We start from the raw sequence: 20046 nt of genomic DNA, 5'->3' as shown, positions 1-20046 counted from the left end.
TTTTATTGCGAATTATTGGGTATGACGTCCCAAGATGTTATTCAAACAGAATGGCTAAGTACTTTTGCAGCATACGGTTACATCACATCGCAGCCGATTTCATTGGCGATGTCACGAAGCTGTTGTTCATTATCTAATTTAATTGACCACTTGCACTCAGAGCCATTCGCCGAAATGACATTTGCCCCTTTTCCAATTAATTGAATCGCATCAACTTGCGCTTGCAGCGTGACTCTATGTTCACCATCTAAACGAACAACCAGCTCATGTGCGGTTGCGATAACTTTTCCACTTTTAAACGTTATAACCATCGGTTTCTCTAGCTACTTCTTTTAAATACAAATTACTATTTTCGAAATAGAACACAGTTAACTGCTGCCTACTCTATTATCGCTTATGTTTCTTCACGGCAATCGTTAATCGACTCGTACAAACTAAGCGTTGACGCTCGTCAGTGATATTGATTTGCCATACTTGGGTAGAGACACCCAGGTGAATAGGTTCAGCAGTACCGATAACATGGCCTTCACGCATTGATCTTACGTGATTCGCGTTGATATCTAATCCAACGCAATAGTAGCCTTCTGGTACGCAGAAATTAGCCGCCAATGAGCCAAGCGTTTCAGCCAGCACAACCGATGCGCCGCCATGAAGCATGCCTAGTGGTTGGTGCGTAAAATGACAAACCGGCATGGTTGCCACTAAGGAATTGTCGTTTACTTCTGTGTAAACAATGTTGAGGTGCTCAATTAAGGTGTTTTTTGAGGTCGCGTTGAAGGTATCTAGGTCAACGGGCTTTTTCCAAATACTCATATGGGTTCCTTAATTATTGACTTTATTAGTGCGTGAATCGCTTTATTAGTAAGTGAATAGCTTCATTATCGTTAATAGTGATTTTAACGATAACCATGTTTTTAAATACAATACTTTTCTTACAGCTCTTAGTTATTACGCAAGTTGATGTTAACATGCATAAAAACCGAATACACAGAGGATATTGTATGACGTCATGGATGAAGTTTGCCTCGCTTCTCACACTTGCAGGCCTAACCGCATGTAGCGCTTCCCCGACAGGAAGAAACCAATTACTGCTTTTTTCTGATCAAGACATGTCTCAACTTGGGGCGCAATCTTTTGAACAAATGAAGAAAGAACAGCCAATAAGTAAAGACGCGAAAACAAACGCTTATGTACAGTGCGTTGCAAATAGCATTACTCAACATATTCCAAAACAAGGCTTTAGTGAATGGGAAGTTGTTGTTTTTAATAGTGACCAAGTGAATGCCTTTGCTTTGCCGGGTGGCAAGATTGGCGTATACACAGGGTTACTTAAGGTAGCGGTCAATCAAGACCAACTCGCAACGGTTATCGGACACGAAGTGGCTCACGTACTCGCTGACCACAGTAATGAGCGTCTATCTCAGTCTCAAATCGCTAATACTGGCTTATCTATTACTAGCGTCGCGTTAGGCGCATCAGAATACAAACAGTACCAAGGCATGACAATGGCTGCCTTAGGTTTAGGTGTTCAATATGGGGTTATTCTACCGTATGGCCGAACTCAGGAATCAGAAGCCGATGTTGTTGGTTTAGAATATATGGCTCAGGCAGGGTTCGATCCTAAACAGAGCGTCGACTTGTGGCAAAACATGGCGAAAGCATCAGGTGGTAGCCAACCGCCAGAATTGCTGTCTACGCACCCTTCCCACAGTACGCGTATCAAAGATCTACAGGCGACGATAAAAACGTTACCTCAATCGGGTTCACCAAGACCAAATTGCAAAGCGTAATCTAACATTTGTTTAGACGCTAAACTTCGAATACAAAAATGCCCTATCCATATTGGTTAGGGCATTTTTTTGTTTTTGATTCTTGTTAAGTACCAAGAATTTGCAATGGTAGGCTTAATAGCTGATCACCAGTAGATGCAAAATACCAGATAACACCGATCAAACTGCTCACTAAACCCACATACCAAACAAACGACACGACTTGACCGTATTTGTCTAATGGCAACAAGTGACTGTGGTGACGCCCTTTCCATTCGAATAGTATTTCCACACTGCCCATGATCAATAAGAAGCCAAACAGGGTCAAATTCAACTGATAACTCAGTACCACGCCAGCAATAGCGGCCGCAACACACAGGACAATACCAAGCACACTGTTCATCGAGAAACTGATACTTTTTAGTACATGTCCGCCATCGAGAGGCAAAATCGGTAATAGATTAAATAAGTTTAATAACGCGTTAAATACCGCAAGCCCAGCGAAGAACATTTCGCCAGTCGCCCAGTACAACACCATAAATATCAATGACAATATCAAGCCAAACAATGGTCCCATGATCGAGATAACCACATCTTGCCAGCGCGTATTGATCTTTTCGTCGGATAACGCCAAGCCACCAAGGAACGGTATTAAATAGATGCCCTTGGTCTTCATTCCAAAGTATTTCATTGCTCTGATGTGGCCATATTCATGGAACATTAAACAAGCGATCAAGGCTAAAGCGAACTGAATTGAAAATAGCCACGAATAAGCGGCTAAACTCGCAGAGGCAAGTACCACCTTGATTAACTTGGCACTCTTGAGGGCTTTCATTCCCAGCGAAACTAACCCGATTAAGCTAAAACGCTTCTCTGGTTTTGGTGCGACAACCGGGGTTTGTTGCTCAATATCTTTGGTGTTTCGATTGCCTTCGGTAACGGTTTGGCCATTCACGGTCGCTTTATAGGTCATCTCAAACGGTTGCCACTGAACGGTCGCCTCAACGTTACACTGCAACGTTTCTTCACCTGCGCGCAGAGTAAATGCATGGGTTCGAGCATCACCTTGATCTGTGGTTGCGTCTAATTGGGACACCAAAGTATTGTCCCAATACAACTGTTGCCACCCTGCCATTGACCCCTCTAAACGAAGTGGTTTTCCAAGAAACTCTATCGCGAGTAATTCCAAACTTTAATTCCAATTTAATGACTATCAATATGAATCGATATTATGCCGATTTAGCGATTAACGGTAAACATAAACAAAGTTGTTACATATTGAGCAGTTGAACACTATTTATACCAGCACCTAACATAAACATTCTGGTCACACCTCCAACCACCCATAAATCATTGATTATAGTTATATTATTAGTGTTAGAGTGCCGCCCCTTAAAAATATTACTTCACAAAATGACAACTCATTCTTTGACTTTATATTAAACATGAATTTAACATGCCATTTACATTAGAGCTTAAACACCAACAACGCTCAGTGTGTTTTCAACAATAAGAATGAGATTTGATGCCCTAGGAGGGTCAAGGATGAAAACAATACAACGCTCTCTCGTTTCACTTTCTGTGCTATTTGCATGTAATTCACTTGCGGCTGGTTTCCAAGTTGCTGAGCACTCTGCCTCAGGTCTTGGTCGCGCATTTTCAGGTGAAGGTGCTGTAGCTGATAACGCGAGTGTACTAGCGAGAAACCCCGCCGCAATGACCCTATTTGATACAGCCCAATTTTCAGGCGCGGTTTCTATCGTTGATCCAGAGGTGGATATTACTCAAAACAATGTTCCAGGTTCAGGCGGACAGAGCCAAGTATCCAAAGACGTAGCGCCACTGCAAGTCGTTCCTGCTGCTTACTACATCAGCCCAATCAACGATAAATGGGCTTGGGGTATCGGTATGTTCTCTAACTATGGAGTTGCTACCGATTACCCAGATGATATTTATGCGGGTGATCTTGCTGGTGATACTTCACTGATATCAGTAAACGTAAACCCTAATGTCGCGTATCGTATTAATGATCAATTTAGTGTCGGTGCGGGTGCAAACCTTGTTTACGCAGAAGCTGAACTTAATCGTCACCAAGGCTCTATCTCTAACATTACTGGTGACTCTGCCTCTACAAAACTGATCAGCATGACAGGTGAAACATTTGCATTTGGTTGGAACGTAGGTGCGTTATATGAACTGAATGAAAACAACCGATTCTCTATTGCTTATCGTTCAGAGGTAGACCTCGACTTTGATGATGGTGACTTTACTGATTACACGGGCAGCATCGTGCAAGGTAGTGCTACGACAACAACAGGCCGTCTAAAAATCACGTTGCCTTCAATTATTGAAATTTCAGCTTTCCACCAATTGACCGACCAATGGGCAATTCACTACGGCTGGCAACAAACTGGATGGAGTAGCTTTAAAGAACTTAAAGCGACGAGTTCAGATTGCGCAAATGGCGAGTGTTTTAAAAAGACCGAAGACTACGACGACAATAACCGTTACTCACTGGGTGCAACTTACCAGTTAAACCAAGAATGGACCTTAAGAGCTGGTTTAGCTTATGACGAGCAAGCTGGTGAAGCGACATTGAGTATTCCAGATAGCGATCGTTTCTGGTACAGCGCAGGTTTGACATATCAATACAGCCCTAACCTTTCAATCGATGCTGGTTTCGCTCTTGTTCAAAGTAAAGAAGGTGATTTCACTGAAACCAATGAACTTGGTCAGGAACTTGAATTCTCTGGTGATGCAGTCGCTTACCTATCTGCAATTCAAATGAACTACACCTTCAACTAAACGGAATTAAAACATGAAAAAGTTATTTAATGTTTCGCTGCTCGCTTCAGCAATGTTTCTTGCTGGTTGTGGTGATGACTCTTCGAGTTCAGGTGCTTCAACAGCGATTCAATATGAGCAATACATTCAAGATTCACTCGCACAAGCGACGAGCATCAAGTTTCAATTAACGGGTGCTGATATTGCTGTTCCTCTTCCTAGTTTCGCGTTGATGGATGCTACCGACGGTACACTTGGCTTGCCGACCGGTGGTGATGGTTCATTAACCAACCCTATTGCAGCAATGAATACAATGGATGGTTGGTCAACTTCGATGCCAATCATCATGAACTTTGAAGGTACTGGCTTAGCTGACGGCGTAGCTACTGGTGGGGTTTACCTATTAAAGCTTAGTGGTTCGCTGACTTCAGACACAGCACCAACTGTTACTGGCGTATTGGCACAAGGCACTCATTTTAATGTTCTGTCTAGTGCTTCAACCGACACCTTCACGATCGTATTCAAAGACTCTCTTGATGCTTCAAGTGAATACGTATTGGCGCTTTCCAATGAACTAACGGACGTTAATGGCGATCCTGTTGGCATGTCGGCAAGTTACGCTGCGCTGAAATCAAGTGCGGTAACTTACACCGAAGGTAGCCTTGCTCAAGCGCAGAAGGTAACTCAGGGTGTAGAGACAATCTTTGCAGGGGCTAATGCAGCCGGCAAGGTTAGCCTTGATAGCAAAGACATCATCTATTCGACGTGGTTTACAACCGAATCGGTTGGCAGCTCTCTTTTCGCAACAAAGGCTGCAACCGCAACAGGATTAGCATCTGCAAACCTTAATGGTGTCTGGAAAGGCAGTGCAAACCCTAATTCTGTCGACCTTTCAACAGCATACGTAATGCAGTTTGGAACGTCAGAACCTTTCAAAGATGCACTTACCAATGACACCGATTTTGATAAGTATATCGGTGGTGGCAACGCGGCTAAGATTGCTGAAGCAAAAACAGCCATCGAGGCGATGTATGATATTTCAGGTGCCGATGTCAATGTAACCCAAGGGGCTGTGCAACTTCCTCATTATCTCGAGACAAGTAGCAGTGAATGGGACAGTCAACCTTTTGAATCTGGCATGCCTAGCCTAGCTAAAGTTTCAAATGCTTTGAGCGATAGCGCAGAACAAGCAAATATGGCTGCTCAATTGGTTACTGCAGGCATAGATACAAGCGTATTAGCGACAAGCCAAACTGAGCAGCTTAAGTTGATCGGCTTAAACTTAACGCTTGCTGACGGTTCTGCGCTTGATAGTGACAGAGTAATCACCAAATACTCTCCAGTTCCACAAGTTAAATCATTAGAATCTGTTGAGTTCTTGTTATTTACTAAGAAAGGGGCAACGCCAAAAAACGTTGTCATCTATCAGCATGGCATTACCTCAGCTAAAGAGAATGCTTATGCCTTTGCTTATAACCTAGTGGGAGATGATACGGCGGTTCTAGCAATTGACCTTCCAATTCACGGCACACGTAGTTTGGATGATACTCGTTCGGCAAACGCTGACGTTTTGGCTTATCTAAACTTAGCGAACTTACCCGTCGCTCGCGATAACGTACGCCAAAGTGCACTTGATGTAATGGGCTTACGCGCGGCTTTAGCCGTATCATCACAAGCAACATTGTTAGGCGCGTCACCACTTAAAGGTTTTGATTTAACCAAAGGCTCGCAAGTTAAGTTTCTAGGTCACTCACTAGGCGGTATTGTTGGAACGACTGCAGTTGCAGCCTCTAACCGTACGCTCGGCAGTGTCGCAGCTAATTCGCTTTACTCATTCAGTGCAGCAGCTATAGAGAACTCAGGCGGTCAGATATCTAACCTTCTACTGGGTTCTACAGAGTTTGGTCCTCAAGTTAAGCACAGCGTTGCATTGAGCGCTTCAACTGAATACGCAGGTTTCGCAACCGCAAACTGTGGAAGCCTTTCTAATAAGCAGTGCTACCAAACGTTTGAAGCAAACGCGACTGCAGCACAGAAAGCAACCATGACAGCCGCTTTTCAACAGTTCGCTTACGCTGCACAAACTGTGTTAGATACTGTTGACCCATTTACCAATGCTGCTTATCTAGTTGCTTCTGGCTCACCTGTTCTGCCTATTTATATGGGGCAAGTACAAGGTGATGACACAGTACCAAACACTGTGGCAAACGCTCCGTTCGCGGGAACCACACCGTTGGCAACGAAGCTTGGCCTAACAGTCGTTGATTCGAGTAACACGACCCCTGACGGTGCGAAGGACTTTGTTAAGTTCAGTGATGTTGCTGCGCATAGTACATTTGTATTACCGCAAGATACCACTACACCAACACCTTTGGACGCAGGTCATCATGCAAGCATGCAGACACAAGCTGTAGACTTCTTGATCGACAACGCGTTAACTTCAGGATCCATTACTGGTTCCTTCTTAGAATAAGTAATAGTTGCAAGTAAACAAATGCCAGCCTAACCGCTGGCATTTTTGTATCTATCGACACCCCATCGTCCCTAGTTAACCGTTTGCATAGAACCTTAAAACACAAATGGTTGATCTCAGCTAAAATTAATCAAGACAGAATACCGTACGACCTCTTTCTTTATTGTAAATAAAGTGGATAATAGCCCCGTAATTTAATACCTAATAAATGTGAGTCCATTATGTCTTCTGAAGCTACGATGCTAGAACGCTGCCAATCTAAATGTGAACTATGTGGTTCTGATTCTTCTCTTACTGCATACGCAGTACCGCCACACAGCCACGTAACAGTGGATCACGGCATCATGGTATGTGACAAATGCCTTGGTGAGATTGACGATCCAAAAGATATCAACCACTGGCGTTGCCTAAGCGACAGCATGTGGAGCCAAGAAGCGCCAGTTCAAGTAATGGCATGGCGTCAACTTACTCGTCTGAACTCTGAAAGCTGGGCTCAAGACGCGCTAGACATGATGTACCTTGAAGAAGAAACATCAGTTTGGGCACAAATCGGCATGTCTGCTGATGACAAGCCTCTTGATGTGAACGGCGTTGAACTTAAAAAAGGTGACGACGTAACAGTAATCAAAGACCTGCCAATCAAAGGTACTAACCAAGTGATTAAGCAAGGTACTGTTATCCGTGGCATCAGCGTTGGTGACGACCCTAAGCTTGTTTCTGGTAAAACAAACGGCGGTCAATCAATGTACGTAATCGCTGAGTTCTGCCGTAAGAAGTAATTCTTCTCTTAGCTGAACAAAATCTCAAAGGTGCTAATGAATAATTAGCGCCTTTTTAATATCTCAAATTTTCACGACTTAAAACTATCAATAAGTTGCTCGCGGTACTCTTTAATGACAGACACTAAAGAGCCTTTGATACCACTGACTTGCTTCGAGTGCGGGCACCACAACGCGAATCCAAATTTGAATCCTTCCACCATTTGCGCAGAGTGAATGGGCTCTATTGAATGTTTTGAAAATTCAGAGTCGGTAAAAAAAGCCTTAGGAAGAAGTGCCCATCCAAAACCCTCTTCAAGCATTTTGATCATTAACGAAAGCTGATCGATCTCTTCATAGTCAGAGCTCACGATAATCTTTTCAGACATACCTTCGTCAATCAGAGACTTCAATACGAACTGTTTAGAGTTCCTAAGTGCGACTAATACTTCGTCTTTATCGATATGTGAGAGTTCTCCCCCTTTTTGTCCGAATGGATAGAACTCAAAATGCCCAAGGAAAGTAGAATCAAAACTATGCATCGCTCGGCTATTGTGAGCATTCACAAGTCCAAAGTGATATTCCCCACTTTGTATTCCTTGTTTAATTTCGTTCTTATTCCTAACCAGAAAGTTCACTCGCATCATTGGGAAATCGTGTTTAAGTCGTTTTCGTATATCGACCAAAACACGTTGTGGAACGAAACTAGAATACGCGATTGTTATTTTCTCTAACCCACCATAAGAGAGGCTCAACGCCACTTTGTCAAAAGTACGAGCTTGCTCAATCGTCTGTTTTGCATAGTGATAAAGGAGGTGCCCGTCCTCCGTTGGTTCAACAGAGCGCCCGACCCTTTCAAAAAGATTCACTGCAAGGTGATCTTCCAAGTTTGTAATCACCTGACCCACGGTCGTTCTGTGCTTGTTAAGCTTTACCGCCGCCTTGCTAAATGACCGCTGTTCATAGACAGTCACAAACGCGAGAAGTTGTTCAATACTAAAGTTCATTTTAATGTACTTACTTTCTTGGTCATGCATACGAGATAGAAAAATATCTACTGCATCAGAATTAATAATGATAAAAAGACTGAACAAACGTGAATACTGATTTGTACCTTTGCTGCCTATCCTTCCTAGTATATACCTAAACCTGTCTGTATTTGATGGATCTGATCCTCTATATACGATTATTAACATCACCGCATTTCCTTTATCGTTACCTTCTTAAAACGATAGAGACAGACCCATGAACACAATGCCACATGAACTCGTGTGGGGTGAGATCTACTTCCCTCCTTTGCTATTGGTTATCGCGTTAGCTTATGTATTGACGATATTGACTGGCTCAATCGCGACAAAACTTGGGCTACATAAATATGTCGCTTTTCCTGCAATTGCCGAATTAAGCCTAATCGTGATTTTCGTCGGCGTTATCGGTCAATTCATTACCATCTTCTGAGGCATTCACCTTGATTAAACGTTATCTCATCACGCTACTACTGGTCGTTGCCGCAAGCTCTGTGGTTTATAGCTATTACCAATCTTATTCGAGTAATCCCTGGACTAGAGATGGTCAGGTCAGCGCATACATAGTTTCTATTACCCCTCGAGTCACCGGGCAAGTAACCAAAGTCCATATTGAGGACAACTCACAGGTAGCTAAAGGGGATCTACTGTTTGAGATCGACCCAAGTATTTATCAAGCGGCCTACAATAAAGCACTCGCGACACAGAAGCAGGCTCGCGCGCTCTTAGCAAAAGCTAAAAACGAAGAGCAACGCGCGTTGAACTTAGAAAAAAGAACGCCTGGCGCGCTGCCAGTGCTGACCTTGAATAACCTGAACAACGCGGTTGAGACAAATGCAGCTAACGTTGCACTAGCAAAGGCCAATGTTGAAGAGGCACATTTAAATCTCAAATACACCAAGGTTTACGCTCCAACGAATGGCTTCATCACAAACTTAAACCTACGAGAAGGCTCTCAAGTCGTCGCTAATACACCGGTAGTTGCGCTGATCGATGAAGACAGTTTCTGGATCGAAGGCTATTTCAAAGAAACTGATCTGGTTAATGTTAGCCCTAACGACAAAGCGCTTGTCACTCTTATGATGCACAACAATATTCAATTGGAAGGCCATATCAAAAGCATTGGCTTTGGCATTGCGACACAAGATGGCAGTACTGGTAATGACCTTCTTCCCAACGTGAACCCAAATTTTCAATGGATTCGCCTCGCTCAGCGTATACCAATTAAAGTAGTACTCGATAACGTGCCTGAAGACTTGCAACTTCGTGTCGGCATGACAGCTTCAATCAAAATAATCAAATAGTTGGATGGCATTTATGTTCAGTGCATCGACCAAAGAAGCAATTAAGGCTTCTCTCGCGATTGTTATCTCTATCTGCCTTGCGTTGTGGTTTCAGTGGGAAAAACCCTATTGGGCGGCAATTGCGGTTGCTGTCATGGCATTGAACGAGAGTTTTGCCCATTCAATAAACAAAGGCCATAACCGATTAATGGGAACCTTGTTAGGGACGGGTTATGCCTTTTTCTTGATTGCGATGTTTTCTCAGGACCGCTTTCTGTTTCTGATGTTTTTCACCTTATTTCTCGGTACGTGCATCTTCATGTCGAGTGATGAAAAATACGGTTATGTCTTTTCTATAGGCTTTGCTGTCTGCTCCATCATCTCTTGTATGGGGGGATTCGATAACCAAATTACATTCTATTTTGCAGTTCTACGAATACAAGAAACTTTGCTAGGCGTTATCACTTTCTCGATTGTTTATCGTCTAATCTGGCCGGTAAGCACTGAACAAAACTTCGTACAACGATTTGAAACAAGCAGAGAAACGCTGATAACAGCAATGAGCGATACCAATAACCTTGATATAGAAGCCTTAGAGTCCAATACCGCTAATATTAAAAAGCTTTATCAGCTGTTGGATTTACCGCTCACTGGCAGTTATCACCTAAAGCAAAATATCCAAGCGTGGCGCTTACGTGTCCGTGAAATGGCTCATATTCAAGATCGTCTGCTTGTACTCGCCTCGGATGAACTTACTCAACCTATTGATTGGCCAATTCTCACAGAAAAACTGGAAAAACTAGAGTTAATGGCGCCAAACTTGTCATTGATTGATGATGTGCCGTTTGTGAAGAGTGAGAAGAAAAACGTTTCTTGGCACCATGAGCACCGTACCTTTGTTCAACATCTGGATGAAGATGGGAGAAAAGTCTTACAAGGAGTCTTGATGTTCGTAACGTCGCTACTGGTTTGGATATATCTACCTGTGCCGGGTGGTTTTATTTTTCCGATGATTGCAGGCGTATTTTCTTCCATGTTGCCGACGATGCCACCAAGTGTGATCAAAGATGCGTTTTTCGGAGTGATAGGCACAGGTAGCATTATTTTACTTCAATACATCTTTATCATGCCGATGATGACTGAGTTGTGGCAATTGGCATTGTTCTATTTCATTAATAGCATGGTGATATGGAAAGTATTCGCAACGCCTAAACTTATGGTGCACCGAATACTTGGCATTAACCTGCTGGTCGTACTGACGTCTGGCGCGCTTAATCTAACACCGGTTTATCAGATTCAAACACCATTACTGATGTTAACCACACTGCTCATCATTTTGATGATCGGCAAACTATTTACTGACCTCTTTAGAGTCAAGAGTGTCGTTTAATCTCGTTATGCGGATTCGTTAAACTTAGGGCTAAAAATAAAAAAGGCGCAATTAAGCGCCTTTGGAAATTCTATTTTTGACTGACTCAATATCAGTTATTTCTCAACCAAACATCTTGGTTTTTAGGTGCTTTCTTCTTTTTCTTCTTGCCTGTGCCAGCCGGTGGCGCAACGGGTTTTAATGCAGCAACAAGTTCAGCCGTAGCTTCTTCATCCACTTCAAAACCTTCAATTTGCTCACGCTCAAGACGGATTTTGTTTTTCTTCTCAATGATTGTGAAGTGATGGTAATCTTCGTGGTCGATCAAAGATAGCGCTAGACCAACCTCACCCGCACGACCACTTCGGCCAATACGGTGCATGTAGTCTGATGGGCTACGCGGTAGGTCAAAGTTGATTACTACTGGTAGCTTTTCGATATCCAGACCACGTGCCGCGATGTCTGTCGCGATAAGAACGTCAATCTCGCCAGATTTGAAATCTTCAAGAATACGAGTACGTGAACCCTGCCCTTTATCACCGTGGAATACTTCCGCAATGATACCGCGCTTGTAAAGCTTGTCTGCAAGGTGCTCGCAGCTGTTTTTCGCGTTTACGAAGATAAGAGCTTGGCGCCATTCGTGCTGTTGAATCAGGTGCGCTAACAATGCTGTCTTACGACCTTTTTCTACTTCGAATACACGCTGAACCAATGTGCTCGCATTAGCACTTTGAAGTTGAACTTCAATTGGATCATTCAGTAGTTCGTGAGTCAGCGTTTTAACTTGCTCGGGGAAAGTCGCAGAGAACAACAAGGTTTGTTTTTTGCTTGGCAGAAGTTTCAAGATCGCGTCTAGTTCTTCTGTAAAACCAAGGCTTAACATTCGGTCAGCTTCATCAAGCACTAACGTTTTTACTTTATCTAGCTTGATAGCGTTGCTTGAGATCAGATCCAGCAAACGACCCGGTGTTGCCACCAAGATATCAGTGCCGCCACGTAGCGCTTGCATCTGAGTGTTTACCGATACACCACCAAATACACAAACCGTTTTGATCGCACCATTGAAGTGTACTGCGTAAGACTTAACGCTGTCAGCCACTTGCTTAGCAAGTTCACGTGTAGGCACCAAGATAAGACCAGACACAAAGTTACCTTTGCCTGCTCTGCGGTCTAAAGGCGCATCTTCATGGATTTGTTGTAACAGCGGCAGTGCAAATGCTGCAGTTTTACCTGAACCCGTATTTGCACCTGCAATTAGGTCGCGTCCTGCTAACACACTTGGAATAACTTGCGCTTGGATAGGCGTTGGCTGTTGGTATTCAAGCTCTGTTAAACGAGCCATCAAAGGAGAGATTAAGCCAAGATCAGAGAAGTTGGTTGGTGTTGTGGTGTTAGTCATTAATTGCAGGAACTCAAAGCTAAAATAATAGCGCGCTATATTAACGTATTTCAGCAGTATTACGTAACTAAATCGCCCCTTTCTCCCGCGTTTCAGCGATTAAGCCCCTCTAAAACACATCCAGATATCAAGTTATCGCAAATTTAGTTAAGCCACCCCGCTACCGTTTGCTCTGGCGTGTACGAGTTGAGCTCAGTTAACCACACGGCTACAGCATCTGGCGTGGCGACTAAAGGAGAGAAATCGATATTGAATTGCCAATCAGACTCACCACGTTGATAGCCGTCGTAAACCACGACAAAATCGTGCTTAAGTTTCTTACCTCTATTCTCGCCCGCTTTAACGCTGGTGACTTCGTTCATCGCCAACAAGGCAATATGAGCGACATAATCCCCTTTGCCTTCGTAACTCACGTTGAACGTATCGCCTTTATGGTTCACTGTTAATTTGGGATTAGTTTGTTGTTGGATCGAAGGCAACGTTCTGTCTAGCCAATTAAAGTAACCACGCCACTCTTTTCCATCGACAACAAAGCCCGGTGTATAAACGCCACTTGTTACCCCATAAGCTTTGTATAAACGTTGCTTCTGACTGAATGCCTTGCTGGCGAACTTGTCTCCCCAGCCTAAGTAGTCCCAGTAGTCTACGTGATAAGCAAGCGGTATGACCTCGGTCCAAAGTTTTGGATGATCTGCAAAAGTACTGAGGTACGTGTCAGCAGGCGGACAACTAGAACAACCTTCAGAGGTAAACAGCTCAATAACCTGAGCAGGCTGGCCTTCGTTACTCCACGTTTGTGCAAACGACACAGAAGAATGGGCGCCGATTGGCAAGGCAAGTAAACAGAGTTTAATCAATGATGAATTGCGTGTGGCGTGTGACATACCATGATCCTTGTACAAAGCGAATTTACTGGCGCTCAAATACAGACCGTTATGCCTAAGTATTTCTTTCAGGTGATGAGTTTCTTTCAGGTGCTGGGTTTATTTCAGATGCTTAGTTTATTTCAGATAGACAGCTTGTTTTAGATACACAGCTTGTTTCAGATACAAAAACGCCAGCTTTAGAAGCTGGCGTTTTTTAAATTCTATATTTTTACATGTTAACGCAGAGATTAACGGTTGATACCGATATCGCGTTGCATGTGACCAGATAGGTCGCTTGCGTAGTAACTACGTGGAGAGTTGTCTACGAAAAGAATATCGAAAATGTGTGCAATCAATCCTTTGATGTTAACCGAGTAGGTCTTCTTATCCATAGAGTTAGGAACAGCGATAGTATTCATTTGCATTGCTTGAGCCATGATTGCCTCTCTATAAATTTGTTTATGTGGTTCGTTCTGATGACAAGAATAATAGGTGATCTTTTGCAGGTTAAAAAATGACTAAAATTAGAAATTCAGATTAGTTTTTCTAATAAAACAAACCATTAACAACACCTCGAAATACATATTCACGCTTGATGAGTAAAAATTCACAACAGTGCCTAAATCATGCATTTAGTACAAATAACCCTCAAACAACAGTGGCCAGTGTCACAAAAAATTTACATAAATAAATTTCAAGCTTCATTGACCACCTAATCCTTATCGAGTTTTCGATAAGTTATTTTTGTTTTAATTTACTTGTTCAATGTCTGGCTTCTTCGCATAAATCGACGCTATAACCGCAATCGTCATAGTAGAAATCAGAACAGCTAGCGACCAATACGTTGGGATAGCCCACTCACTGTCAACCAATAGCATTTTCACACCAATGAACACCATGATGAATGCCAGTGCAGGCTTCAAGTAGATGAACTTATCCATCATGCCTTGGAGAACAAAGTACAAAGAACGAAGGCCAAGCAATGCAAATACGTTTGCAGCCAGTACTAAGAATGGCTCTCGCGTAACGGCGAAAATTGCAGGAATAGAATCCAGTGCAAACATCACATCCATAACCGCAATGGCACCAATCACCAACATCATTGGCGTGAGTACCCATTTAGTGCCTTGCTTGATCATCAACGCTGGACCATGGAAGTCTTCTGTCACTGGCATCACTTTACGAAGTAACTTCTCAGGTAGCGTATTCACACTCTCCTCTTCGCCCTTGTCTAGCGCTAGTTTAATACCCGTACCAATTAGGAATGCAGCAAATACATAAAGCACCCAATGGTATTCAGCCAATAGCTGAGCACCTAATGCGATCATAATTGCACGAAGCACCAATGCACCAATTACGCCCCAAAGAAGCGCACGAGGTCTTAGATGTTCAGGAACTTGGTACTGGGCAAAGATCATCGCGAAAACAAACAAGTTGTCTACGCTCAATGATTTTTCTAGCAAGTAACCGGTAATGAATGACACGGTTGCTTTTTGGGCTGTGTATTCACTATTCGGCGCATAGATGTCCCAAAAAAGGTAAATGGAACCAGCAAATAAAAACGCGAGCACAAACCAGAAAACGCTCCAAATTGCCGCTTTCTTGATGGTTACACTACCACCACGAGTCTGATAGATATCAATAGAGACAAGAATGACTGTCAGCAGGAAAAAGCCCGCATAAGTCGTCATGATTGGCGATGAAAAAAAGGATTCACTATTTGTAGATAATAGAGATTGAGTTGAGTTCATTATTCCTCCGGGCGGAAGAACTGTACAAAGACCTTCCGCAAACAAAACTATCAAGTTCCACGATGGATCTTGATTGTGATTGCGTTGGTCTCGTTGAAGTGAAATATGGGATTTCACCTTTACATACCGGATAGACTCTTGGCCTAACGAGATGACGATATGTAAACTTGCGCTAACTACTCCCCAAACGCGTGGATAATATTCCTCTATCTTTGTTTCGTCTAGAAAAATTTTCGGAAATAAATAAAAAAGGAGCAAAACGCTCCTCATTTATTTCTATAGGCTTGTCAAAACGACATTCGTATTGATTCTGAGAATACTACTGAGAGGGTTAACCCCTAATACCGTTACTCATGATACAAATCCGTTACTCAATGATACAAATAACGAACGAGTCTTGTACGCGCTTTGTCTTACAGTTCACTTCAAGGCACGCTACGTTATAAACCTGCAGCGGGTACCAAGTACACTAACGCGGACCAAACCGATACCCAACCGACAACCGCTACCGCATCTAACCAATCTTTCTTATCCATGCATATCTCCACAAGAAGGCGACCTGCAGAGATAAAGCATAAACAATGCCAAATTTATAAATAGACGAAACTAATAACACCAATCAAAAGCATTACCTGTACCTATCTAAAACACTCCAAACAATTCAGCGGCTCGTTGTGTTGCAGCGACTCTGGGTGGTCTTGTAGAAACTCGATGAAACAGTCTGCCATCGAGTCGGTCGTGACCATGCCATCACCTATCATATCCAAGACGGCGTTATAGCCCTCTTTTCCTTTCATGGTATAGGCTGACGACGCGCCTCGGTAAATTCGGTCGCGAGACACTGGCTGCCAACCGGATGTTTCAGAGTGTATTTCTAGATGATGAATACGATGTCCTAAGGGTGCTTCTTTGTGATAACAAAATCTCAAGTTATGAGTATAAGGAAAGCTGCCAGAACCCGTACCTACCACACCATTATCCAGCGCGTTGTTAATTGCCCCTTCTAACATGCCTGCGATCGTTTCACCTTTTACGTCATACACACCAATAGGTACGGCAAACGGTAGTAGTTTTCCGGCAATATCGGCAACGGAGACGTCTCCGCTATTGAGTGAGTTTCTCACCCCACCAGAATTGTGGATCGCAAATTCTACGCCGTGTCCTTTTTTGTTCATCAGATATTGAAACGACTGGGCAACCAAAGGCGCAAGTTGACTAGGCCCTTGCTCGTCAGGGATACGAACATGGCGGAGTTTTGTGCCAGCATGAGCGATAACTTGTTGTTGAAGCTTTCGAACTCTCGGCTGATATTTATCCGTCAGAATGCTTTGCAGTTCAGGATCTTTTTTACATACCGCGATATTCGAGTGGTTGTTTAAAAACTCACACGCCATATCGTGAGCATCGCCTTGCCCTACTTCACTTAATTTGGCGTCTATAAACAATCGACGTCCCAACAGCAGTTCATTCTTGCCATTAAAGTGTGTCACTTTGCCTGCAGAATCGAACTCAATTTCACAGTGTCCGAGGCTCATTGCGTGGAAACCGGCTTGTACAACATAGGTGTCGCCAATTTTTACGCCGTAGTCATCGTCTTTCACTAAGCCGATATCTGAGAAATCGCCTTGCAAGCGGTGACTATGACCGCCAACAATCACACCGATGCCTTGCACATTCGAAGCTAGCTCTAAATCAGCTTCATAACCAAGGTGACTAAGCAGCACTATCTTGTTAATACCAGCCTGGTGAATTTGTTCTATCGTTGCTTTTGCCGTTTCTAACGCGTTTTCAAATGGTGTATCAAAGTCTGGATTCGCAATGCCCGCCATTTTATCGATGCTTAACCCGAAGATTGCGACCTTCTCGCCATCAAACTCTTTCGTTATAAAAGAAGCACTTTGCGTTTCAGTTAGATAAGGCTTAACAATGTCGTTGTCCGCTAAGGTATGAGTTTTATTGATATCCTCATTCGACAAATTCCAGTTACCCGCCAACAATGGGAATCTGATTCTTTTAGCGAAAATGGCGACCGGCTCATTACCCATGTCTAGCTCGTGATTGCCGAGCGTCATGGCATCTATATTAAGGGCGTTCAACAAATCGGCGTTGGCTTTTCCCTTGAATAAAGAAAAGTACAACGTGCCTTGGAAGCAGTCTCCAGCATGCAGGAACAAGGTTCCGACCTTTTGACGCTTAGCATCTTGCTCTAATTGCTTAAAGCGTGTTGAGATTCGAGCAAAGCCACCAGCACTGACATAAGGTTCAATGATGTGGTTGTTCATTTTAAGTGATAGCTGTAACGAGGTTGGTTCAAAGTATGAGTGGGTGTCGTTGATGTGTGCCAACACTATTTTTGTCGGCTTATTCTTTTTAGTCATATTTTCTTCTCTCTTTGTCCCTTCATACTAGGTCGAGAATCATGACAGAATCGTGAATTTTATGAAACTGCACTGCAAAAAAATTCTCGAGATAGATCAAAAATCCCATTTTGAACCGTATAAATAAACAACGGGTTTTGTGACAGGTGAGCATACCGGATTGGTATTTTTCGATTATGATTAAAGATATCTGTTAGCTTTCAAACAATTAGCAGAGCCTTCCGTTAGGAGTAAGCCTATGCAACTAGAAAGAATCGAGATTTCTGGCTTTCGAGGTATCAAGCGCATGTCACTCGCGTTTGACGAGCTAACCACGCTGATTGGTGAAAACACCTGGGGTAAGTCTTCATTATTGGATGCCCTTTCCGTCGTTCTGCCCTCAGACGGTGTGCCATATCACTTCGAAATGACTGATTTTCATGTCGATTACTCGGTTTCACATCCACAGTCTCAACATCTTCAAATTGTTCTCGCATTAAAAGCCAATGACAAGAGCGAACTCAACGCTGGTCGTTATCGCAAGCTTAAACCTATATGGGTTCAAGATGAATTTGGCGTCTATCGTATCTATTATCGAATCAGTGCCACATTAGAACAATATGAAACGACCACAAACTACGCATTCTTAGGTTTAGACGGTAATCCGCTCAAACTCCATCACTCAGAAAAGCTCGCTCAAGAATTAATGACCTTACATCCCGTGATCCGTTTACGAGACGCTAGGCACTTTGACCGCCCTTTCAACGGAAATTCACTCAACCACAATGCTCACCTGCCGACTAATGTTCACGCTAATAACGGTCACGCTAACAATGCAAACGGAAATGGGAACAACAATCCAAATAACGGGCATGGGAACGGACATAATCACACAACCAATGGTCATGGCACGAATGGAAACGCCAGCAATGGCAATGGCCGTCAGGCAAGAATAGAAAAGCGGATCGACAACACCTGCCGCCGTCTTATGGCGATACCCGGACATGTTAATAAAGGTGAAATGCGCAGTAGTCTTGAGTCAATGCAAAGCTTAATAGAACACTATTTCTCATTTAAGAGTGTCTCACGTAAGAATCCGAGAAAACCGCGTGACGGGCTACTGTACTCAGCTGGAGCGAACGACAAGAGCATTCATCAATTGGTCGAGGAGACCAAGAATAAACAAACTCGGCTGTTATTCATGGGGTTACTTAACGCTTATCTACAGGCCAAAGGGCCGACAGACTTAAGACGATGTGCGCGCCCTCTTTTGATCCTTGAAGATCCAGAGGGTCGACTGCACCCAACGCACCTAGCAAGGGCTTGGAGCTTGATGCAGAAGTTACCGATGCAAAAAATCCTTACCACCAACAGTGGCGATCTACTTGCTGCTGTACCACTTCAATCGATTCGTCGTTTGGTACGTCAGTCCGATAAAACCATCGCTAACCAACTCAACATGAACCACTTTAGCAAAGATGAGCTTCGTCGAATTGGTTTTCATATTCGTTTCCATCGTTCAGGTGCTCTGTATGCTCGCTGTTGGTTATTGGTAGAAGGTGAGACTGAAGTCTGGTTGTTTAACGAGTTAGCCAACCAATGTGGGTATAACCTTGCTGCGGAAGGCGTTCAGATTATTGAGTTCGCTCAATCAGGACTAAAGGCATTAATCAAAGTCGCCCAAGAGTTTGGCATCGATTGGCATGTCGTCACCGATGGTGATGCAGCAGGCAAAAAATATGCGGCAACAGTGCTATAACTCGGGAACGATCAAGAGCGACATCGCCTCACAGAGCTTCCTGACAGAGACATCGAACACTACTTGTATATGAATGGGTTTGAGAACTTTTTCAGAGACATGGTTAAGATTCCTTACGACCACCCTATCCCAGCGAAAAAAGTCGTGGCTAAAGTTCTTAAGAAACACGCAAAACCAGATCTGGCTTTAGCGATCGTGTCTCATTGTGAGAATCAAGGACAAGACTGTATTCCCTTGTTATTAAGGTGGACGCTAAAACGTGTCATCACCATGGCAAACGGGAACACCTAAGCGCTTTAATTAATTGATAGATGCTATTGGTTCTTCTGCAGATGATTTTTTTAACTGATGGGCCTAACCAAAACCAAAAAAGGCACACCAAGTGGTGTGCCTGTATAAATCGATATACAAATTAATTGGGGGTTATCTTGCAAGAGTTTACAGTGACTAAAC

The 20046-nt window shown here is 43.3% G+C and carries 16 protein-coding genes and 1 pseudogene; 8 read left to right on the top strand and 9 right to left on the bottom strand.

Going from position 1 to position 20046, the window contains the following annotated elements; all coding sequences use genetic code 11:
- Nucleotides 1-77 precede the first annotated feature (77 nt).
- Together OCU90_RS19675 and OCU90_RS19670 are read right to left on the bottom strand one after the other, a co-directional pair.
- Nucleotides 78-311, bottom strand: a complete 234-nt coding sequence (locus OCU90_RS19675) for a DUF3389 domain-containing protein (RefSeq protein WP_004730938.1) — start codon at nt 309-311, stop codon at nt 78-80.
- Between the two features lie 76 nt (nt 312-387).
- A complete protein-coding gene (locus OCU90_RS19670; protein ID WP_004730936.1) occupies nt 388-813 on the bottom strand; it encodes a hotdog fold thioesterase in 426 nt (141 codons plus the stop codon).
- A gap of 188 nt (nt 814-1001) precedes the next feature.
- On the opposite strand from OCU90_RS19670, the gene OCU90_RS19665 reads away from it, so the two are divergent.
- Nucleotides 1002-1790 (top strand): M48 family metallopeptidase, encoded by a 789-nt coding sequence (locus OCU90_RS19665; protein WP_061022934.1) that lies wholly within the window; start codon nt 1002-1004, stop codon nt 1788-1790.
- A gap of 85 nt (nt 1791-1875) precedes the next feature.
- Here OCU90_RS19665 and OCU90_RS19660 read toward each other — a convergent pair whose 3' ends face one another.
- Nucleotides 1876-2958 carry a site-2 protease family protein gene (locus OCU90_RS19660; protein WP_061022936.1) on the bottom strand — a complete coding sequence of 361 codons (1083 nt, stop codon included), beginning with the start codon at nt 2956-2958 and terminating at the stop codon, nt 1876-1878.
- 356 nt (nt 2959-3314) lie between these two features.
- Here OCU90_RS19660 and OCU90_RS19655 point away from each other — a divergent pair, with 356 nt between their 5' ends.
- The 3 genes from OCU90_RS19655 to OCU90_RS19645 all read left to right on the top strand — a co-directional run bounded on the left by OCU90_RS19655 (nt 3315) and on the right by OCU90_RS19645 (nt 7805).
- The gene (locus tag OCU90_RS19655) at nt 3315-4574 is read left to right on the top strand and encodes an outer membrane protein transport protein (protein WP_048608352.1); all 1260 of its coding nucleotides are present in this window, start codon (nt 3315-3317) and stop codon (nt 4572-4574) included.
- Nucleotides 4575-4587: 13 nt separating this feature from the next.
- On the top strand, nt 4588-7026 hold the full coding sequence (locus OCU90_RS19650; RefSeq protein ID WP_061022939.1) for a VolA/Pla-1 family phospholipase: 2439 nt from the start codon (nt 4588-4590) through the stop codon (nt 7024-7026).
- Between the two features lie 221 nt (nt 7027-7247).
- Nucleotides 7248-7805 (top strand): PhnA domain-containing protein, encoded by a 558-nt coding sequence (locus tag OCU90_RS19645; RefSeq protein WP_004730927.1) that lies wholly within the window; start codon nt 7248-7250, stop codon nt 7803-7805.
- Between the two features lie 71 nt (nt 7806-7876).
- Here OCU90_RS19645 and OCU90_RS19640 read toward each other — a convergent pair whose 3' ends face one another.
- Nucleotides 7877-8791 (bottom strand): LysR family transcriptional regulator, encoded by a 915-nt coding sequence (locus tag OCU90_RS19640; RefSeq protein ID WP_032555132.1) that lies wholly within the window; start codon nt 8789-8791, stop codon nt 7877-7879.
- 238 nt (nt 8792-9029) lie between these two features.
- Here OCU90_RS19640 and OCU90_RS19635 point away from each other — a divergent pair, with 238 nt between their 5' ends.
- Genes OCU90_RS19635 through OCU90_RS19625 form a run of 3 tightly spaced genes read left to right on the top strand, consistent with a single transcriptional unit; the run spans nt 9030 to nt 11482 of the window.
- The gene (locus OCU90_RS19635; RefSeq protein ID WP_004730923.1) at nt 9030-9242 is read left to right on the top strand and encodes a DUF1656 domain-containing protein; all 213 of its coding nucleotides are present in this window, start codon (nt 9030-9032) and stop codon (nt 9240-9242) included.
- Between the two features lie 10 nt (nt 9243-9252).
- Entirely contained in the window at nt 9253-10113 is an 861-nt protein-coding gene (locus tag OCU90_RS19630; protein WP_004730922.1) for an HlyD family secretion protein, read from the top strand.
- A gap of 13 nt (nt 10114-10126) precedes the next feature.
- On the top strand, nt 10127-11482 hold the full coding sequence (locus tag OCU90_RS19625) for an FUSC family protein (RefSeq protein ID WP_061022942.1): 1356 nt from the start codon (nt 10127-10129) through the stop codon (nt 11480-11482).
- Nucleotides 11483-11573: 91 nt separating this feature from the next.
- On the opposite strand, the gene OCU90_RS19620 is transcribed toward OCU90_RS19625, so the two are convergent.
- The 5 genes from OCU90_RS19620 to OCU90_RS19600 all read right to left on the bottom strand — a co-directional run bounded on the left by OCU90_RS19620 (nt 11574) and on the right by OCU90_RS19600 (nt 17855).
- Nucleotides 11574-12860 (bottom strand): DEAD/DEAH box helicase, encoded by a 1287-nt coding sequence (locus OCU90_RS19620; RefSeq protein ID WP_004730920.1) that lies wholly within the window; start codon nt 12858-12860, stop codon nt 11574-11576.
- Nucleotides 12861-13003: 143 nt separating this feature from the next.
- Nucleotides 13004-13744: a DUF1223 domain-containing protein gene (locus OCU90_RS19615; protein WP_061022945.1), complete on the bottom strand. Its 741-nt coding sequence runs from the start codon at nt 13742-13744 to the stop codon at nt 13004-13006.
- 230 nt (nt 13745-13974) lie between these two features.
- Nucleotides 13975-14163 (bottom strand): hypothetical protein, encoded by a 189-nt coding sequence (locus OCU90_RS19610; protein WP_017079198.1) that lies wholly within the window; start codon nt 14161-14163, stop codon nt 13975-13977.
- 312 nt (nt 14164-14475) lie between these two features.
- Nucleotides 14476-15477: a TerC/Alx family metal homeostasis membrane protein gene (locus tag OCU90_RS19605; protein ID WP_029222116.1), complete on the bottom strand. Its 1002-nt coding sequence runs from the start codon at nt 15475-15477 to the stop codon at nt 14476-14478.
- A gap of 638 nt (nt 15478-16115) precedes the next feature.
- Nucleotides 16116-17855, bottom strand: coding sequence for a bifunctional metallophosphatase/5'-nucleotidase (locus OCU90_RS19600; protein ID WP_061022946.1), 1740 nt, complete (start codon nt 17853-17855; stop codon nt 16116-16118).
- A gap of 238 nt (nt 17856-18093) precedes the next feature.
- Here OCU90_RS19600 and OCU90_RS19595 point away from each other — a divergent pair.
- A pseudogene (locus tag OCU90_RS19595) lies at nt 18094-19884 on the top strand (DUF2813 domain-containing protein).
- The last annotated feature ends 162 nt before the right edge of the window (nt 19885-20046 follow it).

Source organism: Vibrio splendidus (genome assembly GCF_024347615.1).
In the GTDB taxonomy this organism is placed as follows: Bacteria; Pseudomonadota; Gammaproteobacteria; order Enterobacterales; family Vibrionaceae; genus Vibrio; species Vibrio splendidus.
This window is presented reverse-complemented; position numbering and strand designations above follow the sequence as displayed.